Source organism: Streptomyces yaizuensis (assembly GCF_034961445.1).
Classification (GTDB): Bacteria; Actinomycetota; Actinomycetes; order Streptomycetales; family Streptomycetaceae; genus Streptomyces; species Streptomyces yaizuensis.
Genome location: NZ_BSBI01000016.1, coordinates 162603 through 186426, shown reverse-complemented (window position 1 = coordinate 186426; position 23824 = coordinate 162603). Strand labels below are relative to the sequence as shown.

Annotated in this window: 22 protein-coding genes; 16 read left to right on the top strand and 6 right to left on the bottom strand. The window is 72.9% G+C overall.

Annotation, left to right across the window (positions count from 1 at the left end; translation table 11 throughout):
* Positions 1-33: 33 nt before the first annotated feature.
* Positions 34-843 (bottom strand): acetoacetate decarboxylase family protein, encoded by an 810-nt coding sequence (locus SYYSPA8_RS31650; RefSeq protein WP_323450850.1) that lies wholly within the window; start codon positions 841-843, stop codon positions 34-36.
* Positions 844-1305: 462 nt separating this feature from the next.
* Between SYYSPA8_RS31650 and SYYSPA8_RS31645 the strand changes: the two genes are divergently transcribed.
* Positions 1306-2685, top strand: a complete 1380-nt coding sequence (locus SYYSPA8_RS31645; RefSeq protein WP_323450849.1) for a glutamine synthetase family protein — start codon at positions 1306-1308, stop codon at positions 2683-2685.
* A 56-nt stretch (positions 2686-2741) separates the two neighbouring features.
* On the top strand, positions 2742-4106 hold the full coding sequence (locus SYYSPA8_RS31640) for a pyridoxal phosphate-dependent decarboxylase family protein (protein ID WP_323450848.1): 1365 nt from the start codon (positions 2742-2744) through the stop codon (positions 4104-4106).
* An 87-nt stretch (positions 4107-4193) separates the two neighbouring features.
* Here the strand turns inward: SYYSPA8_RS31640 and sepH are convergent, their stop codons facing one another.
* From sepH to SYYSPA8_RS31625, 3 genes are all read right to left on the bottom strand, one after another.
* Positions 4194-5258 carry a septation protein SepH gene (sepH, locus tag SYYSPA8_RS31635; protein WP_323450847.1) on the bottom strand — a complete coding sequence of 355 codons (1065 nt, stop codon included), beginning with the start codon at positions 5256-5258 and terminating at the stop codon, positions 4194-4196.
* 577 nt (positions 5259-5835) lie between these two features.
* The gene (locus SYYSPA8_RS31630; RefSeq protein ID WP_323450846.1) at positions 5836-7206 is read right to left on the bottom strand and encodes a D-arabinono-1,4-lactone oxidase; all 1371 of its coding nucleotides are present in this window, start codon (positions 7204-7206) and stop codon (positions 5836-5838) included.
* Positions 7115-8416 (bottom strand): MFS transporter, encoded by a 1302-nt coding sequence (locus SYYSPA8_RS31625; protein ID WP_323450845.1) that lies wholly within the window; start codon positions 8414-8416, stop codon positions 7115-7117. Before SYYSPA8_RS31625 ends, SYYSPA8_RS31630 begins: the two co-directional genes overlap by 92 nt.
* A gap of 217 nt (positions 8417-8633) precedes the next feature.
* Here SYYSPA8_RS31625 and SYYSPA8_RS31620 point away from each other — a divergent pair, with 217 nt between their 5' ends.
* The gene (locus SYYSPA8_RS31620; protein WP_323450844.1) at positions 8634-9758 is read left to right on the top strand and encodes a ferrochelatase; all 1125 of its coding nucleotides are present in this window, start codon (positions 8634-8636) and stop codon (positions 9756-9758) included.
* 20 nt (positions 9759-9778) lie between these two features.
* On the top strand, positions 9779-10627 hold the full coding sequence (locus SYYSPA8_RS31615) for an inositol monophosphatase family protein (protein ID WP_407706124.1): 849 nt from the start codon (positions 9779-9781) through the stop codon (positions 10625-10627).
* Between the two features lie 182 nt (positions 10628-10809).
* Here SYYSPA8_RS31615 and SYYSPA8_RS31610 read toward each other — a convergent pair whose 3' ends face one another.
* Positions 10810-10977, bottom strand: a complete 168-nt coding sequence (locus SYYSPA8_RS31610) for a hypothetical protein (RefSeq protein ID WP_323450843.1) — start codon at positions 10975-10977, stop codon at positions 10810-10812.
* 337 nt (positions 10978-11314) lie between these two features.
* Here SYYSPA8_RS31610 and SYYSPA8_RS31605 point away from each other — a divergent pair, with 337 nt between their 5' ends.
* The 4 genes from SYYSPA8_RS31605 to SYYSPA8_RS31590 all read left to right on the top strand — a co-directional run bounded on the left by SYYSPA8_RS31605 (position 11315) and on the right by SYYSPA8_RS31590 (position 14911).
* Positions 11315-11968: a response regulator transcription factor gene (locus tag SYYSPA8_RS31605; protein WP_323450842.1), complete on the top strand. Its 654-nt coding sequence runs from the start codon at positions 11315-11317 to the stop codon at positions 11966-11968.
* A 4-nt stretch (positions 11969-11972) separates the two neighbouring features.
* Complete coding sequence (locus SYYSPA8_RS31600) at positions 11973-13223, top strand: sensor histidine kinase (RefSeq protein ID WP_323450841.1); 1251 nt, start codon at positions 11973-11975, stop codon at positions 13221-13223.
* A gap of 397 nt (positions 13224-13620) precedes the next feature.
* Entirely contained in the window at positions 13621-13917 is a 297-nt protein-coding gene (locus tag SYYSPA8_RS31595; RefSeq protein ID WP_323450840.1) for a DUF4193 domain-containing protein, read from the top strand.
* A gap of 10 nt (positions 13918-13927) precedes the next feature.
* Positions 13928-14911, top strand: coding sequence for a hypothetical protein (locus SYYSPA8_RS31590; RefSeq protein ID WP_323450839.1), 984 nt, complete (start codon positions 13928-13930; stop codon positions 14909-14911).
* Positions 14912-14989: 78 nt separating this feature from the next.
* On the opposite strand, the gene SYYSPA8_RS31585 is transcribed toward SYYSPA8_RS31590, so the two are convergent.
* Positions 14990-15439, bottom strand: a complete 450-nt coding sequence (locus tag SYYSPA8_RS31585; RefSeq protein WP_323450838.1) for a DUF3093 domain-containing protein — start codon at positions 15437-15439, stop codon at positions 14990-14992.
* A 482-nt stretch (positions 15440-15921) separates the two neighbouring features.
* Between SYYSPA8_RS31585 and SYYSPA8_RS31580 the strand changes: the two genes are divergently transcribed.
* The 8 genes from SYYSPA8_RS31580 (at position 15922) to SYYSPA8_RS31545 (ending at position 23599) form a co-directional block, all read left to right on the top strand.
* Entirely contained in the window at positions 15922-16464 is a 543-nt protein-coding gene (locus SYYSPA8_RS31580) for a PaaI family thioesterase (RefSeq protein ID WP_323450879.1), read from the top strand.
* Complete coding sequence (dut, locus tag SYYSPA8_RS31575) at positions 16464-16994, top strand: dUTP diphosphatase (protein WP_323450837.1); 531 nt, start codon at positions 16464-16466, stop codon at positions 16992-16994. The genes SYYSPA8_RS31580 and dut overlap by 1 nt, the downstream gene beginning before the upstream one ends.
* A 1-nt stretch (position 16995) precedes the next feature.
* On the top strand, positions 16996-17778 hold the full coding sequence (locus SYYSPA8_RS31570; RefSeq protein ID WP_323450836.1) for a DUF3710 domain-containing protein: 783 nt from the start codon (positions 16996-16998) through the stop codon (positions 17776-17778).
* A gap of 180 nt (positions 17779-17958) precedes the next feature.
* Positions 17959-18690 carry an ABC transporter ATP-binding protein gene (locus SYYSPA8_RS31565; RefSeq protein ID WP_407706123.1) on the top strand — a complete coding sequence of 244 codons (732 nt, stop codon included), beginning with the start codon at positions 17959-17961 and terminating at the stop codon, positions 18688-18690.
* A gap of 295 nt (positions 18691-18985) precedes the next feature.
* Positions 18986-21529: a sensor histidine kinase gene (locus tag SYYSPA8_RS31560; RefSeq protein WP_323450835.1), complete on the top strand. Its 2544-nt coding sequence runs from the start codon at positions 18986-18988 to the stop codon at positions 21527-21529.
* A 100-nt stretch (positions 21530-21629) separates the two neighbouring features.
* Positions 21630-22319: a response regulator gene (locus tag SYYSPA8_RS31555; RefSeq protein WP_323450834.1), complete on the top strand. Its 690-nt coding sequence runs from the start codon at positions 21630-21632 to the stop codon at positions 22317-22319.
* A 65-nt stretch (positions 22320-22384) separates the two neighbouring features.
* The gene (locus tag SYYSPA8_RS31550; RefSeq protein ID WP_323450833.1) at positions 22385-22810 is read left to right on the top strand and encodes an OB-fold nucleic acid binding domain-containing protein; all 426 of its coding nucleotides are present in this window, start codon (positions 22385-22387) and stop codon (positions 22808-22810) included.
* Between the two features lie 3 nt (positions 22811-22813).
* Positions 22814-23599 carry a DUF3159 domain-containing protein gene (locus SYYSPA8_RS31545; RefSeq protein ID WP_323450832.1) on the top strand — a complete coding sequence of 262 codons (786 nt, stop codon included), beginning with the start codon at positions 22814-22816 and terminating at the stop codon, positions 23597-23599.
* Positions 23600-23824 lie beyond the last annotated feature (225 nt).

Genomic DNA, 23824 nt, shown 5'->3' with positions numbered 1-23824 from the left:
GTACGGTGCGGGTTCCGCCGGTACGAAGCGGGCCTACAGGCCCGCGCCGGAGGTGCCGGACTCCAGCAGCGTGCCGCCGTCCCACACCACCCCGACCTGCCGCCAGTACGCGGCGATCGGCTCCCGTACCGCCAGCCGGGACAGCTCCTCGGTCGGCGCGTCGAAGAGGTCCAGCTCCGCGTCGCCCCGCCAGGCCGGTCCCGCCTCGAAGGCCGCCGCGCCCGTCTCGACCAGCTCGTCCAGGGCGAGCCCGCCGCCCTTGTCGATGGCCGGCAGCCAGCGGTGGTGGAGCATGGGGTGGGCGTTGACGAAGCCGCCGCTCGCGGACGGCTCCCGCAGCGTCACCACGGCCTGGGCCAGCCGCCGGTCGGCGGCGGCCAGGGTCGCCCCGAACCGCGCGCCCGCCTCCGGGCGGGGCGCCGGGCCGCAGGGGTGGGCCCGGGTCAGATGGATCGAGCCGAGTTTCTTCGGGTAGCCCTGGTGCAGTCCGCGGGCGAGCGCGAAGTCCCGGTCCACCCAGATGTGGACGCAGCGGGAGTAGGTCCGGGCCCGGTAGGAGCAGCGCACCACGGCGAAGGCCTCCCGGTACTGGGAGCGCACGGGGTCCAGCAGCTCCTGGCGGCTGTCGCCGCAGGATTGCCAGTCCGCCCAGATCAGGGCGACGGCCCCGGGGTCGTCGGGGGCCAGTTCCAGGGGTTCGGGGAGCAGTTCGCGCACCCGGCCGGGGTCGGTGCGGTACTCGATCGTCAGCAGGTCCCCGGAGTAGTGCCAGGGTGGGGCGGGGATCAGCGACGATCTGCCGGTCGCCGTCTTGGGGTGGAAGTACCCGCGGATCCGCGGCACGACGCCTCCTCGCCTGTCGAAGCCTGTCAACGTCTGTCGATGCCTGTCGATGCCTGTCGATGCCTGTCGAACCGAAGCGTTCCGATTTTTGTTTGGGTCCAAATATTCATCCCGCGTGGACAGCCGTCAAGACCCGCCGGGACGGCCGCACTCGACCGCCGCACGGATCGCGGGCCGCACGCCGGCACGACTGCCGTGACACCGGCGCGACACCCGGCGGCGAAGCCGCCGGAAGGCTTGCCACACCCCCCGGACGGGCCATACGTTTGAACCCAAACATCATGGCGGGCCGCGGCACGCGGCCCCGGAGCAGGTCCCGACCCCGCGGGACCGCCCCGCCGTCCCGGCCGGTCCCCCGGCCGGGACGGACGGCTCGCACCACCCGGCCGCGCCCGGACCACCCGACCGACCCGGCCCCACCCGGCACACCCGACCACCCGGCCGACCGGAACGGAGCACGCCGTGTCCCACCGCCCCTCCTCACCGGCCGGCGGCCCGCCGCCCGGGCGGCTCCACGCCCTCGCGGACGACCTCACCGCCCGGGGCGCCGACCTCGTCCGGGTCCTCTGGAGCGACCTCCACGGAATCGCCCGGGGCAAGGAGATACCCGTCGCCGAGCTGCACCGGTTCGACGGCCCCGGCCTCTCCTTCTGCCAGGCCGTCATGGTGACCGACCTCGCCGGAATCCCCCTGGAGCTGCCGGAGAGCTCCGGCGGCGGCTGGGCCGACGCGCACGCCCGGATCGACCCGGACACCCTGGCCGTCGCGGCCCACGCGCCCGGCACCGCCCTCCTCCTCGCCGACGTCACCGACTCCTCCCCCGACCACGCCCCGCTGCCGCTGGACCCGCGCGGCCTCCTGCGCCGGCAGACCGAGCGCCTGGCCGCCCGGGGACTCCACCCCGTCGCCGGACCCGAGCTGGAGTTCTACCTGCTCGCGCCGGACCCGGCCGCGCCACTGGGCTGGCGGCGGTACTCGGCGTACGACACCGCCGGCTACACGGTCGGCGCCGCCCACGACCCGGACCGGCTGCTGTCCCTGCTCATCCGCGAGTGCCACGCCCTCGGGCTCGGGGTCCTGGGCGGCAACCAGGAGTTCAGCGGCGGCCAGTTCGAGATCAACCACACCCACGGGCCCGCGCTGCGCGCCGCCGACCGGGCCTTCCTCTTCAAGTACACCGTCAAGGAGATCGCCGCCGCCCGGGGGCTGCGCGCCACCTTCGCGGGCAAGCCGTTCGCGGACGCCGCCGGCAGCGGCCAGCACGTCCATCTCTCGCTCGTGGACGACGCCGGGGCGAACCTCTTCGCCGACCCGGCGGCCGACGGCGGACTCCGCGACCTGGCCCGCTCCTTCCTCGCCGGGGTCCTCTTCCACGCGCCCGCGCTGAGCGCCCTGCTCAACCCCACCGTCAACGCCTACAAGCGGCTGGCCGACCCCGGCGCGCTCGCCCCCGCGACCGCCGACTGGGGCTTCGACGACCGGACCGCGTACGCGCGGATCCCGCCCGAGCGCGGCGACGGCACCCGGATCGAGATCCGCGGCGGGGACGGCGCCGCCAACCCGTACCTGGTCATCGGGGCGCTGCTGGCCGCCGGACTCGACGGCGTCGACCGGGGGCTGACCCCGCCCCCGCCGCTCGCCCCGGGTGAGCGGGGCGGCGGGCCGCCCCTGCCGGGGACCCTCCGCGACGCACTGGACGCACTGGACGGCGACCCGGTGCTCTCCACCGCGCTCGGCCCCCGGTTCACCGAGGTCTTCACCGCCATGAAACGCGCCGAACTGGCCCGCTTCGAACGCGCCGTCACGGACTGGGAGTTCCACGAGTACACCGGGATGCTCTGACCCCCTCCACCCGAGCCGCCGCGCACCACCGGACGAAGGGAAGCAGGACCACACCCATGGACCTTCAGCACTGGCTGCGCGAGGCGGCACGATCACACGAGGAGTGGGCGGCGGGATTCGGCCCCTACGAGCCCCACCCGGCGCTCGCGGTGGACGACACCGCCTTCGCGGAGGCGTTCGGCGAGTTCACCGAGCGACTGAAGGACAACTACCCCTTCTTCCATCCGCGCTACGCGGGCCAGATGCTCAAGCCGCCGCACCCGGCGGCCGTGGTCGGCTACACGGCCGCCATGCTGATCAACCCCAACAACCACGCCCTGGACGGCGGTCCGGCGACCGCCGCGATGGAGCGGGAGGTGGTCGGCCGGCTCGCCGCGATGTTCGGCTACGGCACCCATCTCGGCCATCTCACCACCAGCGGCACCATCGCCAATCTGGAGGCCCTGTTCGTCGCCCGGGAACTCCACCCCGGCCGGGGCGTCGCCTACAGCGCCGAGGCCCACTACACCCATGGGCGGATGTGCGGTGTCCTCGGCGTCCAGGGCCACGCGGTCCCCGTGGACGCCCGGGGCCGTATGGACCTCACCGCTTTGGAGGAGCTGCTGCGGACGGGCCGGATCGGCACCGTCGTCCTCACCGCGGGCACCACCGGACTCGGCGCCGTCGACCCGGTCCACGAGGCCCTGGAGCTGCGTGAACGGTACGGGGTCCGGCTCCATGTCGACGCCGCCTACGGCGGGTTCTTCACCCTGCTGGCCGGGGCGGACGGGGCGGAGGGGCTGCCCGCCGCGCCCTGGCGCGCGATAGCCGGCTGCGACTCCGTGGTGGTCGATCCGCACAAACACGGGCTCCAGCCCTACGGCTGCGGCGCGGTCCTCTTCGCCGACCCGGAGGTGGGCCGGTTCTATCTGCACGACTCGCCGTACACCTACTTCACCTCGGCCGAACTGCACCTCGGGGAGATCAGTCTGGAGTGCTCGCGCCCCGGGGCGGCCGCCGCCGCGCTCTGGCTGACCTTCGAACTGCTCCCGCCCACGCCGGACGGTCTGGGCCGGGTGCTGGGCGCGGGCCGCCGGGCCGCGCTGCGCTGGGCCTCGCTGATCGAGTCCTCGGCCGTCCTGGAGCTGTACCAGCCGCCGGAGCTGGACATCGTCGGCTACTTCCCGGTCACCGAACCGGCCGCCCTCTCGGCGGTGGACACGGCGTCGGAACGGATCCTGCGGCAGGGCATGACCGAGGACGACCCGGTCTATGTGAGCACCCTGCGGGCCTCGGCCGCCGCCTTCACCGCCCGGCATCCGAAGGTGGCGGCGGACGCGGACGGGGCGCGGGTGCTGCGCAGCGTGCTGATGAAGCCGGAGTCGGAGCACCGGGTGGCGGAGCTGCACGCACGGCTTGAGCGGCTGGCCGCGCCCCACTGACGGCGACCGTCCCGCTGAAACGTTTCCGCCTCAGGGGACGGTACGTGGACCCGCGCACCCCGGGGGGGGCGGCGGGTCCACATCCGTTCACTCCTGTTTCTTGCGGCGGGTGCCGAAGACGATCTCGTCCCAGCTGGGCACGGCGGCCCTGCGGCCCGGACGGACGCCGTCCGCCTCCGCCTGCCGGTCGGTGGTCCCGACCAGCCGGTCCCGGTGGCCCGCCACCGTCCGGGGCATCAGGACGTCGGCGTACGCCGAACCGGCGCCCGCCGAAGCGGCCGGGGCCACCGGCTCCTCGGCCTCGTCCGGCTCGTCGTCGCCGGCCGGGGATTCGGCCACCCGCTCCGGTACGACCATGTCGCCCCGGAAGCTGGGCACGGCCTCCAGCAGGCTGGTCAGGGAGTCGCGCTCCTCGCCGCTCTCCTCGGGCGGGGGCAGCGACGGGCGTTCGGGCAGGCGGTCGAGCGTCCGGTCCAGCGGCCGGTCGCGGGGCAGCCGGGCGATCCTCGGCACGAAGGGGAAGCTGGGCTCCTGCGTGGCGAGGGTGTCGTCGCTCTCCCCGATGAGCGCGCGCGCCTCGTCGTCCACGGCCTGGACCAGCCGCCGGGGCGGGTCGTAGGTCCAGCTCGCGGAGTGCGGTTCACCGGCGACCCGGTAGACCAGGAGCACTTCCCAGGTGCCGTCGTCGCGGCGCCAGGAGTCCCACAGCACGGTGTCCTTGTCGGCGCCGCGCAGCGTCAGCCGCTCCTGCACCGCCTCGCCGAGCTGGGGTCCGCTGTTCTCGCCGGGGCGGCGCACGGAGGTCTTGCGCGCCCGCTCCGCCATGAACGCGCGCTCCGCCAGCACCGGTCCCTCGAAGCGGCGCACCCGCTCCACCGGGATCCCGGCGAGCTGGGCGACCTCCTCGGCGGACGCCCCGGCACGTATCCGTGCCTGGATGTCCCGGGGGCGGAGGTGGCTCTCCACCTCGATCTCGATCTGGCCGAGGCGGGCCCGGTCGTTGCGGACGGCGGCCCGCAGCCGCTCGTCGATCGGGAGGGTGTACTCCGTACTGTCGGCAGCCTTGAGCACGAGTCGTGTGCCGTCGTTGGAGACGGCCACGACACGCAGTTCGGGCATGGGGACCTCCCGGGTGGTGCCTGCCGACGTCACCTGTTGCGTCGCTGCTTCCGCTAGTCGAGTGTGGCCTGCCCGGGTGCAGCCTGCCACAACCTTGCCGAGTTGCCCGGCGTGTCGGGCACAGGCCCTGTATCGCCGCTATGGCAAGGTTATCCGTTTACACTCAGCGTGACCATCGATCACTCTGCGTATGGATATCCCAGCGATATCACGACGCCGCCGGTTCGAGCGCCGCTTTCGGCCCCCTTTTCCTGGTTCCGGGCACCCGTGAGGGAGCCAGGGCCCAGGGTTCGCCACAGTACTCCATTCGGGCCATCCGGGTGGACTGACGCGCCGCCGAACTTCTCCCTGTACACGGCACTTCACCGCCCGCACCAGGGTTGCTGCCCCGTCAGCTCACAGAATATTCCCAAAAGGAACGATTCCCTTCGCATCGGGGCCGGGGACGTGTCGGTGGCCACACCCCGTCAGCAGGGCCCCGGGGCACCGCCGGTGGCGCCCCCGGCCCGGCCCGACGGCGGCGGACGGGCACGGGACCGGGGCGCGCGGATCCGGCTGGAATCGATCGCTCCGTACACCCTTCGGGGGGTCCGTACGCCCTGCGGGGGCGTCAGGGACCCAGCACCCGCCGCAGATGGTCGTTGCCGAAGCGGCGCTCCGGGTCGAGCCGGTCCCGCAGCGCGGTGAACTCGCCGTGGCGCGGGTAGGCGCGGGCCAGGTACTCCGCGTCCCGGGTGTGCAGCTTGCCCCAGTGCGGCCGCCCCTCGTGCGCCGTCATGATCCGCTCCACCGCCGTGAAGTAGGACCGGTGCGGGGTCCCCCGGAACAGATGCACGGCGATGTAGGCGGTCTCCCGCCCCGACGCCGTGGAGAGCGCGATGTCGTCCGCCGGCGCCGTCCGCACCTCCACCGGGAAGCCGACCTTCAGCGGCGAGCGCTCGATCATCGCCCGTACCTCGCGCAGCGCCGTGACGGCGGCCTCCCGGGGCACCGCGTACTCCATCTCCACGAACCGCACCCGGCGCGGCGTGGTGAAGACCTTGTACGGGATGTCGGTGTACGTCCGGGCGGAGAGCGCCCGGCTGGCGACCCTGGCCATGGGCGGTATCGCGGCCGGGACCGCCCGTCCCAGCAGACCGGCCGCCTGGAGGAGGCCGTTGGAGAGGAACTCGTCCTCGAACCAGCCGCTGAGGGCGCCGGGCGGATCGGCGGGTCCGGCGCTGCGGTTGTTGCGCTTGGTGTTGCAGTTGCCCGTGTGCGGGAACCAGTAGAACTCGAAGTGCTCGTTCTCCGCGTGCAGGGCGTCGAACTCTGCGGTGACCCGGTCGAAGGACATCGGTTCCTCGCGGGCCCGCAGCAGGAACAGCGGCTCCACCGCGAAGGTCACGGCCGTGATCACCCCCAGCGCCCCGAGGCCGACCCGGACGGCGGCGAGGACGTCCGGGTTCTCCTCCCGGGAGCAGGTCAGGAGGGTGCCGTCGGCGGTGACCAGCTCCACGGCGGTGATCTGGGCGGAGAGGGAGGCGGAGTCCCGGCCGGTGCCGTGGGTGCCGGTGCTCACGGCACCGGCGACCGTCTGCTCCATGATGTCGCCCATGTTGGCGAGGGAGAGCCCCTCCCGGGCCAGCGCGGTGTTGAGCCGCTTCAGCGGGGTGCCGGACTCGACCGTCACCGTCATGGCGCTCCGGTCGATCCGGCGGATGCCGGTGAGCAGATCGGGGCGGATGAGCAGCCCGTCGGTGGCGGCGATGGCGGTGAACGAGTGCCCGGAACCGGCCGTCTTCACCCGCAGCCCGTCCGCGGCCGCGCGGCGGACCGCGTCGGCCACCTCGTCGGCGGAGGCGGGGGAGATCTCCAGGGCGGGCCGTGCGGTGACGGTGCCCGCCCAGTTACGCCAGGGTCGCGCCGGCCGCGCCGGTGCCGTCAGCGCCGTGGGTGCCGTGGGCGGTTCCGCCGTGCTGCCCGTGCTGCCCGTGCTCATCGAGGTGCTGCCCCTCCCCTGTCACCGCCGGCCGCTTCAGCCGGCGGAAGCCCAGGAGCGCCAGCACGACCGCGGCGACTCCGGCGGCGGCGGGCACCAGGTACGCCGCCTCCGCGCCGGCCGCGTCGACCGCCCAGCCGCCGGCGGAGAACCCGAAGGCCACGCCGATCGCCAGGCCCGTGCTGACCCAGGTCATGCCCTCGGTCAGGCTGGAACGCGGCACGTGCTGTCCGACCAGGGCCATCGTCGTCACCATGGTGGGCGCGATGGCCATACCCGCGACAAAGAGCGCCACGGCCAGGAAGGTCAGGCTCCCGGCCAGTAGGAGGGGGATAATACTCACGGCCATCGCGGTGACCCCCAGCAGCCACCGCCGGGGCGCCGGTCCCTTGAGGTCGAGGGTCCCGAAGATCACCGCCGCGAGGGCGGATCCGAGCGCGTACAGACCGAGGACGACACCCGCCGCGGCCTTCTTTCCCTGCTCCTCGGCGAAGGCCACGCTGATCACGTCCACGGAGCCGAAGACCGCGCCGACGGCGACGAACGTGACCACCAGCACCTGGAGGGCGGGCAGCCGGATCGCGCTCCCGCTGCCCTGGTGGGCCTCGCGGGGGTGGACCGGCGGCTCGGTGTCGCGCTGCGAGGTCAGCCAGAAGACGCCGATCACCAGCAGCACGGCGGCGACCAGCGGGCCGGCGGCGGGGAACCAGGCCGTCGACAGGGTGATGGCGATGATCGGACCGCAGACGAAGCACATCTCGTCGACGAGGGACTCCCAGGAGAACGCGGTGTGCAGCTCGCGCGGCCGGTCCTGGTAGATCTCGGCCCAGCGGGCGCGGATCATGGCACCGACGCTGGGGACGCAGCCGGAGGCGGCCGTGAAGACGAACAGCGTCCAGGTCGGGGCATCCTGCATGGCGCAGATCAGCAGCCCGGCGACGGCGGCCGTCGACAGCAGCGTCGCGGGCCGCAGCACGCGGGCCTGCCCGTACCGGTCGACCAGCCGGGATATCTGGGGGCCGAGGGCCGCCATGGACAGGGCACCGGTCGCCGAGAGCGCGCCGGCGATCCCGTACCGGCCGGTGAGCTGGGAGACCATGGTGACGATGCCGATCCCCATCATGGCGAGGGGCAGTCGTCCGAACAGTCCGGCCGCGGAGAACCGCTTGGCGCCGGGTGCGGCGAAGATGGCGCGATAGCTGCTGGGCACAAGGGTCTCCGGTAAGGCGTATGGGCGGCCTTGGCAGATTACGCCTTTCGGGTGTCTTCTCGCACGGGGGTTTGATACGACCCGATCCGGTCATCTCTGTCGTGATCCGCCCTGGCGTGTCCCCCTCCGGGGTGCCCTGGCTTGTTCCGGCGGGTTTCCCCCGTACGACGGCGGGTGGGTGCTCCGGCTGTCGGTGGCGGGTGGCAGGATCGAAGCCATGTCCGACGAGCGCGACCCCTCCCCGTACGACGCCCTGCTGCTGCTGTCCTTCGGCGGCCCCGAGGGCCCGGACGACGTCGTCCCGTTCCTGGCGAACGTGACACGCGGCCGGGGCATCCCCGAGGAACGGCTCAAGGAGGTGGGGCAGCACTACTTCCTGTTCGGCGGCGTCAGCCCCATCAACGAACAGAACCGCGCGCTGCTGGCGGCCCTGCGCGCCGACTTCGCGGAACACGGCCTGGACCTGCCGGTCTTCTGGGGCAACCGCAACTGGGCGCCGTATCTGACCGACACCCTCAGGGACATGACGCTGGCGGGCCACCGCCGGATCGCGGTCCTGACCACCAGCGCGTACGCCTCGTACTCGGGCTGCCGCCAGTACCGGGAGAATCTCGCGGACGCGCTGGCCGCCCTCGCGGCGGAGGGCCTGGAGCCGCCCCGGGTGGACAAGCTGCGGCACTACTTCAACGATCCCGGGTTCGTCGGGCCGATGGCCGACGGGGTGCTCACCGCGCTGGAGGAGCTGGACCCGCGGGTGCGGGACGGCGCGCACCTGGCGTTCACGACGCACTCCATCCCCACGGCGGCGGCGGACACCTCCGGCCCGGTGGCCGGCCACGGCGACGGCGGCGCGTATGTGCGCCAGCATCTGGACGTGGCCCGGCTGATCGTCGACGCCGTCCGCGAGGAGACCGGCATCGAGCACCCCTGGCGCCTCGTCTACCAGTCGCGCAGCGGAGCCCCCCACATCCCCTGGCTGGAACCGGACATCTGCGACCACCTGGAGGAGCTGCACGACCAGGGCGCTCCGGCGGCCGTGATGGTCCCCATCGGCTTTGTGTCGGACCATATGGAGGTCCTGTACGACCTGGACACCGAGGCCACCGCGAAGGCGGCGGAGCTGGGGCTTCCGGTGCGCCGCTCGGCCACGGTCGGCGCGGATCCCCGGTTCGCGACCGCCGTGCGGGAGCTGCTCCTGGAGCGGGCCGCCACCGAGCGCGGGAGTGCGGTGGAGCGGTGCGCGCTGGGCGCCCTCGGGGCCTCGTACGACCTCTGCCCGGTCGGCTGCTGTCCGGCCCGCACCCCCCGGCCCGCCGCCGCCGGCGCCGACACCCCCCTGTGAAGGACTGCCCAAGGAGCACCATGTCCCCGAGCCCCGACCACGACGCCGCCGACGCCGCTGCCCCCGACATTCCGGACGGTCTCCCCGCCGAACTGCTCGCCCTCGCGCTGGAGGCGGCCGGGCGGGCCGGTGCGCTGCTGCGGGACGGGCGGCCCGACGATCTGGCGGTCGCCGCCACCAAGTCCAGCCCGATCGACGTCGTCACCGAGATGGACATCGCGGCGGAGAAGCTGATCACCGGCTTCCTCGCGGAGCACCGCCCGGACGACGGCCTGCTCGGGGAGGAGGGCGCGGCGAGCGAGGGCCGCAGCGGCGTCCGCTGGGTCATCGACCCGCTGGACGGCACGGTGAACTATCTCTACGGGCTGCCGACCTGGGCCGTCTCCATCGCCGCCGAGTACCGGGGCGAGGCGGTGGCGGGCGTGGTCGGGATCCCGATGCGGGGCGAGACGTTCCACGCGGTGCGCGGGGGCGGGGCGTACTGCGGCGACCGGCGGGTGCGCTGCCGTCCGCCGGCGCCCATGGACCAGTCGCTGGTCTCCACCGGGTTCAACTACGTCGAGACCGTCCGGACCCATCAGGCCGCGGTGGCGCACCGGCTGATCCCCCGGCTGCGGGACATCCGCCGGAGCGGGTCGGCCGCGGTGGACCTCTGCGACGTGGCGGCGGGCCGGCTCGACGGCTACTACGAGCGCGGGCTCAACCCGTGGGACCTGGCCGCCGGTGATCTGATCGCCCGTGAGGCCGGCGCCCTGACCGGTGGCCGCCCGGGGCTCGCGCCCTCGCACGAGCTGGCCGTGGCGGCGACCCCGGCGCTCTTCGGCCCGCTCCAGGCCCTCCTGGACGAGCTGGGCGCCTGGCACGACTGACCGCGCCCGGCCCCGGGAACGGCCGACGGGCCCCGGCCGCGCGGGATGTTCGCGGCCGGGGCCCGTCGGTGCCATGGCCCGTGCTGTCGGTGTTCGTGGTGCTGTCGGAGCCCGCCGACGGCCCCACGAAAGGTGCGGTCACGGGCCGGGGAGGGATCTCGGGGCAGCCTTCGGGCGGCCTTTTAGGCCGCGTTGACCTTGACGCCGTGCTCCGCGGCCAGGCGGTGGAGGTCGTCCAGCTCCGCCTGCTCCACGTCGGCCAGGAAGTCGTCGCCCAGCTCACGGGCGAGCGTGAGGTCGGTCTCCGCGGCCTTTATGCGCTGAAGCAGTCCTGCGGTGAATGCGTCCATCTGCGCCCCCTCGTCATGGGTGGGTGGCACGGGGGTGTGCCTGGGTCCGGGGTCCCTGCTCACCGGCAGGGCGGGTGATCACAACGGGCACCGGTTTCGAGCGCTGTGCCGCTACGGGGTGTGATCGCGGGTGTCTTCTCGTCCTCCCCCGGCCGCCTCGCGGAGAAACCTCGTCCGGGCCGGGAATCCGGTCGATTCCCCAAGCGCCCGGGCCGCCGGCCGGGGCGGCCCCCGCCTTACATCCGGTTTACGCGCGTAACGGGCAGGATGGATACGCACAAGCCGTGCGTGAACCGCCCTGATCATGGCTGACGGGCCCGGAGGAAGGAATCGAGACGTGCGCGTACTCGTCGTCGAGGACGAGCAGCTGCTCGCCGATGCGGTGGCCACCGGACTGCGCCGGGAGGCCATGGCCGTCGACGTCGTGTACGACGGAGCGGCGGCCCTGGAGCGGATCGGGGTGAACGACTACGACGTGGTCGTCCTCGACCGCGACCTGCCCCTGGTGCACGGTGACGATGTGTGCCGGAAGGTCGTCGAGCTGGGGGTGGCGACCCGGGTGCTGATGCTGACCGCGTCCGGCGACGTCAGCGACCGGGTCGAGGGCCTGGAGCTGGGCGCGGACGACTATCTGCCCAAGCCGTTCGCCTTCACCGAGCTGACCGCCCGGGTGCGGGCCCTGGGCCGGCGCACGACCGTGCCGCTGCCGCCCGTGCTGGAGCGGGCCGGGATCAAGCTGGACCCGAACCGCCGCGAGGTCTTCCGCGACGGCCGGGAGATCCAGCTGGCGCCGAAGGAGTTCGCCGTCCTGGAGGTCCTGATGCGCAGCGAGGGCGCGGTCGTCTCGGCCGAGCAGCTGCTGGAGAAGGCGTGGGACGAGAACACGGACCCGTTCACGAACGTGGTGCGGGTGACGGTGATGACGCTCCGCCGCAAGCTGGGCGAGCCGCCGGTGATCGTCACCGTGCCCGGCTCCGGATACCGGATCTGACGGCGTGGCCGCCACTCCGCCGCCGCCCGTGACACCGCCCGCGGCGCCACCCAAGCCGACCTGGGACCCCCGGGCCCCCGTCCGCCCGCTGCTCCGTCCGACGATCCGGATACGGCTGACCCTGCTCTACGGCGGGATGTTCCTGATCGCGGGCGTGCTGCTGCTGTCGATCATCTATCTGCTGGCCGCGCAGGCGCTGACCTCCGGCAGTTCGCTGCCGTTCAAGCTGCTGCCGGACAGCAAGATCCAGCGGACCAACGACTCCTGTCCGGCGCTGGCCCCCGGCCTCTCGGCCGAGCAGGCCAACCTGGTGCTGAGCAACTGTTTCGCCCATGAGCGGGAGGTGGCCCTGGACGATCTGCTCCAGCGGTCGCTCTTCGCCCTGCTGGGGCTGAGCATCATCGCCTTCGCCTTCGGTTACGCGATGGCGGGCCGGGTGCTCTCGCCGCTGGGCCAGATCACCCGTACCGCCCGCCGGGTGGCCGGCTCCGACCTCTCCCGGCGGATCGAGCTGGACGGCCCGGACGACGAGCTGAAGGAGCTGGCCGACACCTTCGACGAGATGCTGGACCGGCTGGACCGGGCCTTCACCGCGCAACAGAGGTTCGTCGCCAACGCCTCGCACGAGCTGCGCACCCCGCTGGCGATCAACCGCACCCTGCTGGAGGTCCATCTGTCGGACCCGGGGGCGCCGGTGGAGCTCCAGCAGCTGGGCCGGACCCTGCTCGCCACCAACGAGCGCAGCGAGCAGCTCGTGGAGGGCCTGCTGCTGCTCGCCCGCAGCGACAACCAGACCTTCGAGCGCAAGCCCGTGGATCTGGCGGAGGTGGCCTCCCGCGCGCTCGACCAGACCCGGTCGGAGGCGGAGGAGAAGGGCGTGGAGATCCGTGGCGGGCGCGCCGAGGCGGTCGTCCAGGGCAATGGGGTGCTGCTGGAGCGCATCGCCCTGAACCTGGTGCAGAACGCGGTGCGCTACAACGTCCCGGAGGACGGCTGGGTCGAGGTGACCACGGGCGTCGAGCACGGTCAGGCGGTGCTGGTGGTGTCGAACACCGGTCCGGTGGTCCCCGCGTACGAGATCGACAATCTCTGGGAGCCGTTCCGCAGGCTGCGCCAGGACCGCACGGGCAGCGACAAGGGGGTGGGTCTCGGCCTTTCGATCGCCCGCTCGGTCGCGCGCGCCCACGGGGGACGTATCATCGCGGAGCCCCGGGAAGGGGGCGGGCTCGTGATGCGCGTCACCCTCCCCCGCTGAGGCCGCCCGTCGACCACGCCCGAACATCGTTCGCTTTACGCGGAATTTTCGGGATGCGCTCCTCGTTGCTCTGTGTGATCAATCACAGAGCCGGGGTTCCGGCCACCCACGCTCCGTCATCGGCCTCCTTTCCGGAAAGCTGGGAAAAGTCCGGGTTTCCGGGGGCGGGGCAGGCGGGAACTACACGGGGTGGCGCCCGTGAGCTGCGGGATTGGGATCGTGTACGGTCCCCATCGCCATCCAACCCGATCACTCTCGGGGGATCCGGTTGGGTGTCGATTGAGTAACAGACCTTGATGTGAGGCAAAATCTCCGCCTCAGGTCGGGCACAAAGTCCGACCTCTCACGCGTTACGTGCGCTGGAGACACCGCAACCACCCAGAGGGGGAGAGCGACAATGGCAACGGATTACGACACCCCACGCAAGACCGACGACGACGTCGACTCGGACAGTCTTGAAGAACTGAAGGCCCGGCGGAACGACAAGTCCGCCTCGTCCGTCGACGTGGACGACTTTGAAGCCGCTGAGGGCATGGAGCTGCCCGGCGCAGACCTCTCCAACGAGGAACTGGCCGTGCGGGTGCTGCCCAAGCAGGCGGACGAGTTCACCTGCATGAGCTGCTTCCTCGTGCACCACCGCAGCCAGCTGGCCGGCGAGAAGAACGGCCAGCCGATCTGCCGCGACTGCGAGTGACGGATCTGCCGTGGCAGGCGAGACACCGTCCTGGAAGCAACGCCTCCGCCGCCGTCCGGCGGCGGGTGGCGAGCAGCCCGGCGAGGGCCTGTCGGACGGCGCGATAGCGCCTTCCGCCATGGACCCCGCCATCCCCGCTCCGGGCGGCGCGGGAGACCACGAGCGGGTCCCTGGCGGCCCGCTCGCCGCTCCGGACCGTGAGCCCCCTTCCGGGGCCGTACCGGCGGTCCGGGGCGGCCGGGATCCCGTGCTGCCCGCCGGGGCCGGCAGCGGCACCCGGCCGGGCCGGCTGGCCTCGGTCCGCGACACCGTGCGGCGCGGCGGCGAGGGTGCCAGGGCGGCGGTCGGCCTGATCGCCGACCGGATCATCGAGAACGCGCCCCGGGTGCCGGTGCGCGATCTTCCGACCCTGCGTGCCCAGTTCCCCGGTCTGACCCCCGAGGAGCTGGCGGACAAGCTGGTCGCGGGCGCCGCCAACGCGACGGCGACCGTGGGCGCGGGCATCGGGGCCGCGGCGATGCTGCCCGTCCCGCCGGCGATGCCGGCCGAGCTGGCGGCGGAGATCACGGGAGTCGCGGCGATCGAGCTGAAGCTCATCGCCGAGCTGCACGAGGTCTACGGGCTGCGGCCCGAAGGGACGCTCAAGGAGCGGGCCACCGCCTATCTGGCGGCCTGGTCCGAGGAGCGGGGCATCGACCCCGTCAATCCCCTGACCTACAAGAACGCCGCTCTCAGCGGTGGCCTCAAGCGCGAGCTGCGCCAGCAGATCATGAAGCGGATGATCCGGAACCTGCCGAATCTGATGCCGTTCATGGTCGGCGCCGCCGTCGGGGCCGTGATGAACCGCCGGGACACCCGGCAGCTCGCGGACCGCGTCCGCAAGGATCTGCGGACCCAGCAGGTCCCGTGGGACGCGCTGCCCGGTCTGCCGCCCCTGGAGCAGCCGGAGCGGCCCCTGGAGGGCCTGCGCCGGCCGCGTGAGCTGGAGGGCTGAGCGGCCCGTACAGGACCTGCGGGAACGGACGCGGCCCGGTGCACCGGGCCGGTCCGTCCGGGCCGTGGGCGCGGCGGCTCAGGCCGTCAGGGCCGCGGCCAGCGCCTTGGGGTCCCGGGTGGACAGATACAGATACGGCGTCGGGTCCGCCGGGTCGGTGACCTCGACCCGCAGGGCCGTCGGCACATAGCTGCGCAGCAGCATGAAGGCGCGGGGGTCGGACTTCCAGGACCGCCAGGCGCGGGCCTCCTCCGGCTCCAGCACCTCGGCCTCGCCCAGGGCCGTGAGCGGGATCCGGGCCTCTCCCGCGACCAGGGAGCCGGCGACCACCCGGATCCGGGCGGAGCCGTAGGAGCTGATCCCCACCGCGGTGAGCGCGGCGGCCACGACCAGGCCGCCGAGCATCGCCAGGGTCCCGATCGGGGTGGCGACCAGGGCACCGGAGAAGCCCGCCAGGGCGGGCAGGATCCACCAGGTGCGGGGCACGGTCAGTCGTTCGTCGTAGCGCGGGGCGGAAGGCTGCTGCATGCCGTCAAGAGTGGCACGCGCCCCGGCGGCTCCCCGGAGCGGGTCCCGCGCGGTTCGCGCCCACGCGCAGGCGGGTGCGCGCCCCGCGCGTGCCGGCGCGTACCGGGCGTGTGCCGCACGCCTAGGTCGTTTCTTACGGATCAGGCTGGATCAGGGAGCGGGGTCTGGTGCCGTGCATCGCAAGGCGGAGGAATGAGTCCCTGCGGTGGGGGTACCTCCCGGGCCGCCAGGCCCAGGGGGCCATCGGCGATTGACGACAACGCAGCGAGGTGCGGTGCCAGGGCACGCGAGCCCCAGCAAGATCCGTAAGAGACGGCCTAGCGGGGTGGGCCGCTCGCGTGGTCCGCCGGGGGCGACCGCGGGTAAGGTCTGCGCCTGTGAGCACTGAGAACCACCACCGGGACGACCGCGATCGGCGGGAGCGCCCGAAGAGCGCGGCGGCGGAGCCCGCGCCCCCGTCCCTGGTCCCGCCGCCGAACGCCCTGCCGCCGGTCCGGCACCCGGACGCCCCGGCCCCCGGTGAGCTGCTCGGCTCCCACTATGACCACTGCTTCGGCTGCGGCGAGGGGCAGCCGCACGGGCTGCACCTCCAGGCGCGCGCCGGGGACGGCGTGACGATCACCGCCGAGTTCACCGTGCAGAGCGCCCACCAGGGCGCCCCGGGGCTCGCGCACGGCGGGGTGCTGGCCACGGCCCTGGACGAGACGCTGGGCTCGCTGAACTGGCTGCTGCGGGTGATCGCGGTGACCGGCCGGCTGGAGACCGACTTCGTCCGGCCCGTCCCCGTGGGCACGGTGCTCTTCCTCCAGGCCGAGATCACCGCGGTGGCCGGGCGCAAGATCTACTCGCGTGCCCAGGGCCGTATCGGCGGCCCCGACGGTCCGGTGGCCGTCCGTGCGCAGGCCCTGTTCATCGAGGTCAAGGTCGAGCACTTCACCGAGAACGGCCGTGCCGACGAGATCCGCGCCGTGATGTCCGACCCCGACCAGATCCGGCGTGTGCGCGCCTTCGAGGTGAATCCCTGATGTCCGCCGTCCCCAGCCCCAGCAGCCCCATCGACGTATTGATCCGCCGGGTCGACCCGGAGGTGCCGCTGCCCTCGTACGCGCACCCGGGCGACGCGGGCGCCGATCTCGTCACCCGCGAGGCCGCCGAGCTGGCCCCGGGCGAGCGGGCCGTACTCCCCACCGGGGTATCGATCGCGCTCCCCGACGGGTACGCCGCGTTCGTGCATCCGCGCTCCGGGCTGGCCGCCCGCTGCGGCGTTGCCCTCGTCAATGCCCCGGGGACCATTGATGCCGGGTACCGTGGGGAGATCAAGGTGATCGTGGTCAATCTCGACCCGCACGAGACGGTGCGGTTCGAGCGTTTCGACCGCATTGCGCAACTGGTCGTCCAGCAGGTCGAGAAGGTGCGCTTCCACGAGGTGGCGGAGCTTCCCGGCTCGGCGCGGGCCGTCGGGGGCTTCGGTTCCACCGGCGGTCACGCTGCGGTGGACGGCTCAACGGGTGGGAATCGATACGCTTCCGTCGTATCCGACCGGGAAGGACAGTGACGTGTTCGGACGTCGCAAGAAGAGTGGTTCCGCGGATGCCGCGGACGCAGCGGGCGAGGCCGAGCAGGTCGTCGACGAGCGCGACACCCAGGCCGCCGGCGAGGAGCCCGCGGACGGCGACCAGCGGCGGGTGAACCTTCCGCCGGCGCCGCGGCCCGACGGTCCCTGGGACATCTCCGAGGTGGGCGCGCCCGCCGAGGGCCGGGTGGACCTGGGCGGTCTCTTCGTGCCCGGAGTCGAGGGCATGGAGCTGCGGGTCGAGGTCGCCGGTGACGCGATCGTCGCCGCGACGGTGGTCCTGCGGGACAGCGCCGTACAGCTCCAGGCGTTCGCCGCGCCCAAGCGCGAGGGCATCTGGGGCGAGGTCCGCGAGGAGATCGCCTCCGGCATCACCCAGCAGGGCGGTGTGATCGACGAGGTCGAGGGCCCGCTCGGCTGGGAGCTGCGGGCCCAGGTCCCCGTACAGCTGCCGGACGGCACCGGCGGGGTCCAGCTGGTGCGGTTCATCGGCGTCGACGGCCCGCGCTGGTTCCTGCGCGGAGTGATCTCCGGGCAGGGCGCGGTGCAGCCGGAGGCCGCCGGTCTGCTGGAGCAGATCTTCCGGGACACCGTCGTGGTGCGCGGCGAGGGCCCGATGGCCCCCCGTGACCCGATCGTCCTCAAGCTGCCCGAGGACGCGCAGATGGTGCCCGAGGGCGTCGCCCAGGAGGACCAGGAGGGCTCCCGCTTCTCCGGCGGCATGGGCCAGCTCCAGCGCGGCCCGGAGATCACCGAGGTCCGCTGACGCGTACGGCACAGCGGTGGGCCGCACTCCCCCGGGCGACTCCGGGGGATGCGGCCCACCGCCGTTTCCCCGTACTGTGCCCCCATTCCGTGCCATACACATGTACGAGTCACCTGCACGAGCGACAGGGACGGGCGCGGACGGACGGGCACGACAGGCACAGGGGTACGAGGGGGAAGCATGGCCGAGACGATGGATTCCGGCGCCGGCGCGGCGGTCGTGGACGGCCCCGCGCCGGGTCCCATGGTGCGGGTGGAGGGTCTGCACCGCTCCTACGGCTCGGGGGCGGGGGCCGTGCACGCGCTGCGGGGTGTCTCCTTCGAGATCCCGCGCGGCGAGCTGGTGGCGCTCAGGGGCCGGTCCGGCTCCGGCAAGACGACCCTGCTCAATCTGGTCGGCGGGCTCGACGCCCCCGACGAGGGCCGGATCACGGTCGACGGGGTGGAGCTGGGGGGCCTGGGCGAGAGCGGGCTGCTGGAGCTGCGCCGGGACCGGATCGGCTTCGTCTTCCAGTCCTTCGGGCTGATCCCGATCCTGAGCGCGGCGGAGAACGTCGGGGTGCCGCTGCGGCTGTGCCGGACGCCCGCGCGGGAGCGCGAGGAGCGGGTACGGCTGCTGCTGTCGCTGGTCGGACTCGCGGACCAGGCGGCCCAGCGGCCCGGGGAGCTGTCCGGCGGGCAGCAGCAGCGGGTGGCCATCGCCCGCGCGCTCGCCAACCGGCCGGCGCTGCTGATCGCCGACGAGCCGACCGGGCAGCTCGACGCCGAGACCGGGCTCGCGGTGATGGAGCTGCTGCGGGCGGTGGTGCGGACCGAGGGCGTCACGGCGCTGGTGGCCACGCACGACAGCCAGCTGCTGGGGCTGGCGGACCGGGTGCTCGAACTGAACGACGGCGGCCTGGTCACCGGCTGAGCGGACCGGTCCGCAGGCTGAGCCGCGGGGATCGCCGGGCCGGTCACCGGCCGAACCACGGGCCGAACCACGGGCCGAACCACCGGCAGGATCGGGCCGATCACCGGCCTGGTCACCGGCTGAGCTGCGACGATCGCCGGGCCGTCGGCGGCCCCGCGGCCCCGGTCGGCATCAGAATCCCGTCAAAGAGGACCCCATCGCCCACATCCCGCCCTTTTTGCCCGTTCCGCTGACCGTAAGGTCGTCGCAGCGCACACGGCGGCGCGGACAGCGGTGACTGAAAGACAATGAGGCCATGGGACGCGGCAAGCTACGGATCTACCTCGGCGCGGCGCCGGGCGTGGGCAAGACGTACTCCATGCTCTCCGAGGCGCACCGCCGGGTGGAGCGCGGCACCGACTGCGTGGTGGCGTTCGTCGAGCACCACGACCGGCCCAGGACCGAGGTGATGCTGCACGGCCTGGAGCAGATCCACCGCCGTGAGCTGGAGTACCGGGGCTCGGTCTTCACCGAGATGGACGTCGACGCCGTCCTGGAGCGGCGCCCCGCCGTGGCGCTGGTGGACGAGCTGGCGCACACCAACGTCCCCGGCTCCCGCAACACCAAGCGCTGGCAGGACGTCGAGGAACTGCTCGCCGCCGGCATCGACGTCATATCGACGGTGAACATCCAGCACTTCGAGTCGCTGGGCGACGTGGTGGAGTCGATCACCGGGGTGCGCCAGCGCGAGACCGTGCCCGACGAGGTGGTGCGCCGCGCCGACCAGATAGAGCTGGTCGACATGACGCCGCAGGCGGTGCGGCGGCGGATGGCCCACGGCAACATCTACAAGCCGGACAAGGTCGACGCCGCCCTGTCCAACTACTTCCGCCCCGGCAATCTGACCGCGCTGCGCGAGCTGGCGCTGCTGTGGGTCGCCGACCGGGTCGACGAGTACCTCCAGCAGTACCGGGGCGAGCACAACATCCGCTCCACCTGGCAGGCCCGGGAGCGGATCGTCGTCGGTCTCACCGGCGGCCCCGAGGGCCGGACCCTGATCCGCCGGGCCGCCCGGATGGCAGCGAAGGGCTCGGGCAGCGAGATCCTCGCCGTCTACATCGCCCGCAGCGACGGGCTCACCTCGGCCTCCCCCAAGGAGCTGACCCTCCAGCGGACCCTGGTGGAGGATCTGGGCGGCACCTTCCATCACGTCATAGGCGATGACATCCCGGCCTCGCTGCTGGAGTTCGCGCGCGGGGTCAACGGCACGCAGATCGTGCTCGGCTCCAGCCGCCGCAAGGCGTGGCAGTACATCTTCGGGCCGGGCGTCGGCGCGACCGTGGCCCGGGACTCGGGGCCCGACCTCGACGTCCACATCGTCACCCACGACGAGGCGGGCAAGGGGCGCGGGCTGCCGGTGGCGCGCGGGGCCCGGCTCGGCCGGTCCCGGATCATCGCGGGCTGGCTGGTGGGGGTGGCGGCGCCGGTGCTGCTGTCGCTGCTGCTCTCGGCGCTGGGCGACTCGCTGGGGCTCGCCAACGACGTCCTGCTCTTCCTCTTCCTGACCGTGCTGGCGGCCCTCCTCGGCGGGCTGCTGCCCGCGCTCGCGTCGGCGGCGGTGGGCTCCCTGCTGCTGAACTTCTACTTCACCCCGCCGGTGCGGACCCTGACGGTCTACGACCCAAAGAACATCGTGGCCATCGTCATCTTCTTCGCCGTCGCGGTCGCGGTGGCGTCGGTGGTCGACCTCGCGGCCCGCCGCACCCATCAGGCGGCCCGGCTGCGGGCCGAGTCGGAGATACTGTCCTTCCTCGCCGGGAGCGTGCTGCGCGGGGAGACCTCGCTGGACGCCCTGCTCCAGCGGGTACGGGAGACCTTCGGCATGGAGTCGGTCGCGCTGCTGGAACGGATGAGCGACGTCGACCCGTGGACCACGGCGGGCAGTGTGGGACCCCGGTCGGTCGTCCGGCCCGAGGACGCCGATGTGGACATGCCGGTCGGCGACCACATGGCGCTCGCGCTCTCCGGGCGGGTGCTGCCCGCCGAGGACCGGCGCGTGCTGGCGGCCTTCGCCGCCCAGGCGGCCGTGGTGCTGGACCGGCAGCGGCTGGTCGGCCAGGCGGAGGAGGCCCGTACCCTCGCCGAGGGCAACCGGATCCGTACCGCCCTGCTCGCCGCCGTCAGCCACGATCTGCGCACCCCGCTCGCCGCGATCAAGGCCGCCGTCACCTCGCTGCGCTCCGACGACGTCGCCTGGTCCGACGAGGACGAGGCGGAGCTGCTGGCGGGGATCGAGGACGGCGCCGACCGGCTGGACCACCTGGTGGGGAATCTGCTGGACATGTCCCGGCTCCAGACCGGCACGGTGACCCCGCTGATCCGGGTGACCGACCTGGACGAGGTGGTGCCGATGGCACTGGTCGGCGTCCCCGACGACAGCGTGGAGCTGGACATCCCCGAGTCGCTGCCGATGGTCGCCGTCGACCGGGGGCTCCTGGAGCGTGCGGTCGCCAACATCGTCGAGAACGCCGTCAAGTACAGCCCCGTGGGCATCCCGGTCACCGTCGCCGCGAGCGCGCTGGGCGGCCGGGTGGAGGTCCGGGTCGCGGACCGGGGCCCCGGCGTCCCCGACGACGAGAAGGAACGGATCTTCGAGCCGTTCCAGCGGTACGGTGACGCTCCGCGCGGCGCCGGAGTGGGGCTCGGCCTCGCGGTCGCCCGGGGCTTCACGGAGGCCATGGGCGGCACCCTCACCGCCGAGGACACCCCCGGCGGTGGCATGACCATGGTGCTCACCCTGCGGGCCGCGCCCGGCTCCCGGCCGGTGAACGCCGATCTCCCCGCCCAGGTCACTTCGTGACCTGCGCCGTCCGTACCCCGAAACGGACCGGGACCCTGAAACGAACCGGACCGGCCGGGCGCCGGACCGACACCGATGAGCGCAGAGAGGCAGGCCCGCGATGACGAGGGTGCTGGTGGTCGACGACGAGCCGCAGATCGTACGGGCCCTCGTGATCAATCTGAAGGCACGCAAGTACGAGGTGGACGCGGCCCCCGACGGGGCGACCGCGCTCCAGCTCGCGGCGGCCCGCCACCCCGATGTGGTGGTGCTCGACCTGGGCCTGCCCGACATGGACGGCGTGGACGTGATCAAGGGGCTGCGCGGCTGGACCCGGGTGCCGATCCTGGTGCTCTCGGCCCGGCACACCTCCGACGAGAAGGTGGAGGCGCTGGACGCCGGCGCCGACGACTACGTCACCAAGCCGTTCGGCATGGACGAGCTGCTGGCCCGGCTGCGGGCGGCGGTCCGCAGGGCGGAGCCGGTGGGCGGCGGGGACGACGAGGTCGTGATCGTGGAGACGGAGGGCTTCACCGTCGACCTGGCGGCGAAGAAGGTCCACCGCGACGGGCGCGATGTGCGGCTCACCCCGACCGAGTGGCATCTGCTGGAGGTCCTGGTGCGCAACACCGGGCGGCTGGTCAGCCAGAAGCAGCTGCTCCAGGAGGTGTGGGGGCCGTCGTACGGGACGGAGACCAACTATCTGCGGGTCTACATGGCGCAGCTGCGGCGCAAGCTGGAGGCCGATCCCTCGCACCCCCGGCACTTCGTCACCGAGCCCGGCATGGGCTACCGCTTCGAGCGTTCCTGAACGCGGGGCCGTGCGGGGAGCGCGCGCCCGTGGGGGCTGTCGGCGGCGGCCGGTACGCTTGCGGTATGAGCGCAGCACCCCCCGCCGCCGGCGGGTCCGGGCCCGGCGGCCGGGCGAAGCCCGCCGGCCGCTTCCGACGCATGCTCGACCGGCTCTCCAGCTCCCAGCAGGACCTGGAGTCCGAGGAGCTGCGGGAGGACGCCCAGGCGTCGGGGTGCACCCGGATCGCCGAGTGCGGTGACCGCCAGATCGTCCGGGTGACTGGTACGTTGCGCACGGTCACCCTGCGTCCCCGGGCGGGAGTGCCCGCGCTGGAGGCGGAGCTGTTCGACGGTACGGCGCCGCTGGACGTGGTCTGGCTCGGCCGCCGCTCGATCACCGGCATAGAGCCGGGCCGCAGGCTCATCGCCTCCGGCCGGATCTCCATGAGCCATGGCCGCCGTGTGCTGTTCAATCCCAAATACGAACTCCGACCGCTCGGACAGGAGTAGCCGGTGACGTCCTTCGACAAGCCGACCACCACGACGAACGATCCCACCGTCACCGAGGGCGCCCCGGACGAGGGCCGCGCCGCGCCGGTGGACACCAAGGCCGTCACCGAGGCGGCGCTCTTTGAAGCGTTCGGTGGCCTGCGGGGCATGGTGGAGACGGTCGTCCCCGGACTGCTGTTCGTCACGATCTACACCGTCAACAAGGACCTGCACTCCGCGGCGATCGCGGCCCTCGTGGTCTCGGCGGTGCTCGTGGTGGTCCGGCTGCTCCGCAAGGACACCACCAAGCACGCCTTCAGCGGGGTCTTCGGGGTGGCGTTCGGTGTCGTCTTCGCGATGATGACGGGCAATGCCAAGGACTTCTATCTCCCGGGGATGCTCTACACCCTGGGGCTCGCGCTCGCGTACATCATCACCGCGATCGCGGGCGTCCCGCTGATCGGGCTGATGCTCGGCCCGGTCTTCAAGGAGAACCTCTCCTGGCGGACGCGGAACCCGGGCCGCAAGAAGGCGTACACGAAGGCCAGCTGGGCCTGGGGGCTGATCCTGCTCGCGAAGTCGGCGATCCTCTTCCCGCTGTACTGGTGGGCGGACACCACCGAGCTGGGCTGGGTGCTGGTGTCGCTGAAGATTCCACCATTCCTGCTGGCGGTCTATCTGACCTGGGTCTTCCTCGCGAAGGCGCCGCCGCCGATCGACGTCTTCGCCGAGATGGAGGCGGAGGAGCGGGCCGAGCGCGAGCGCAAGGCGGCCGTCGCCGACGCGGGGCCGGATTCCGGCCAGGCATAGGCTCCCGCGCAGCCGCGCGGTCTTCGACACGGGCCGTCGTCCACCCCGGTGGACGGCGGCCTTTCGGCTGTCCGCGCAGGTGTCCGCGCAGGTCACGGTCGGGCAAATCCCCGGCCCCCGGGGCAACCTGACTGATCACGATCCCATCAAGTCCTGGCAGAGAGCGTTTTCTTCGCCGTGTGGTGTCTGAAAGCATCCAGGCTCGAAAGTGTTTTCGGGGCACGA

Excerpts from the sequence above, each read along its gene's own strand:
- SYYSPA8_RS31640 (WP_323450848.1), top strand. The coding sequence starts at position 2,742 with ATGGACCTTCAGCACTGGCTGCGCGAGGCGGCACGATCACACGAGGAG.
- SYYSPA8_RS31630 (WP_323450846.1), bottom strand. The coding sequence starts at position 7,206 with ATGAGCACGGGCAGCACGGGCAGCACGGCGGAACCGCCCACGGCACCC.
- SYYSPA8_RS31620 (WP_323450844.1), top strand. The coding sequence starts at position 8,634 with ATGTCCGACGAGCGCGACCCCTCCCCGTACGACGCCCTGCTGCTGCTG.
- SYYSPA8_RS31615 (WP_407706124.1), top strand. The coding sequence starts at position 9,779 with ATGTCCCCGAGCCCCGACCACGACGCCGCCGACGCCGCTGCCCCCGAC.
- SYYSPA8_RS31610 (WP_323450843.1), bottom strand. The coding sequence starts at position 10,977 with ATGGACGCATTCACCGCAGGACTGCTTCAGCGCATAAAGGCCGCGGAG.
- SYYSPA8_RS31595 (WP_323450840.1), top strand. The coding sequence starts at position 13,621 with ATGGCAACGGATTACGACACCCCACGCAAGACCGACGACGACGTCGAC.
- SYYSPA8_RS31585 (WP_323450838.1), bottom strand. The coding sequence starts at position 15,439 with ATGCAGCAGCCTTCCGCCCCGCGCTACGACGAACGACTGACCGTGCCC.
- dut (WP_323450837.1), top strand. The coding sequence starts at position 16,464 with ATGTCCGCCGTCCCCAGCCCCAGCAGCCCCATCGACGTATTGATCCGC.
- SYYSPA8_RS31565 (WP_407706123.1), top strand. The coding sequence starts at position 17,959 with ATGGCCGAGACGATGGATTCCGGCGCCGGCGCGGCGGTCGTGGACGGC.
- SYYSPA8_RS31560 (WP_323450835.1), top strand. The coding sequence starts at position 18,986 with ATGGGACGCGGCAAGCTACGGATCTACCTCGGCGCGGCGCCGGGCGTG.
- SYYSPA8_RS31555 (WP_323450834.1), top strand. The coding sequence starts at position 21,630 with ATGACGAGGGTGCTGGTGGTCGACGACGAGCCGCAGATCGTACGGGCC.
- SYYSPA8_RS31550 (WP_323450833.1), top strand. The coding sequence starts at position 22,385 with ATGAGCGCAGCACCCCCCGCCGCCGGCGGGTCCGGGCCCGGCGGCCGG.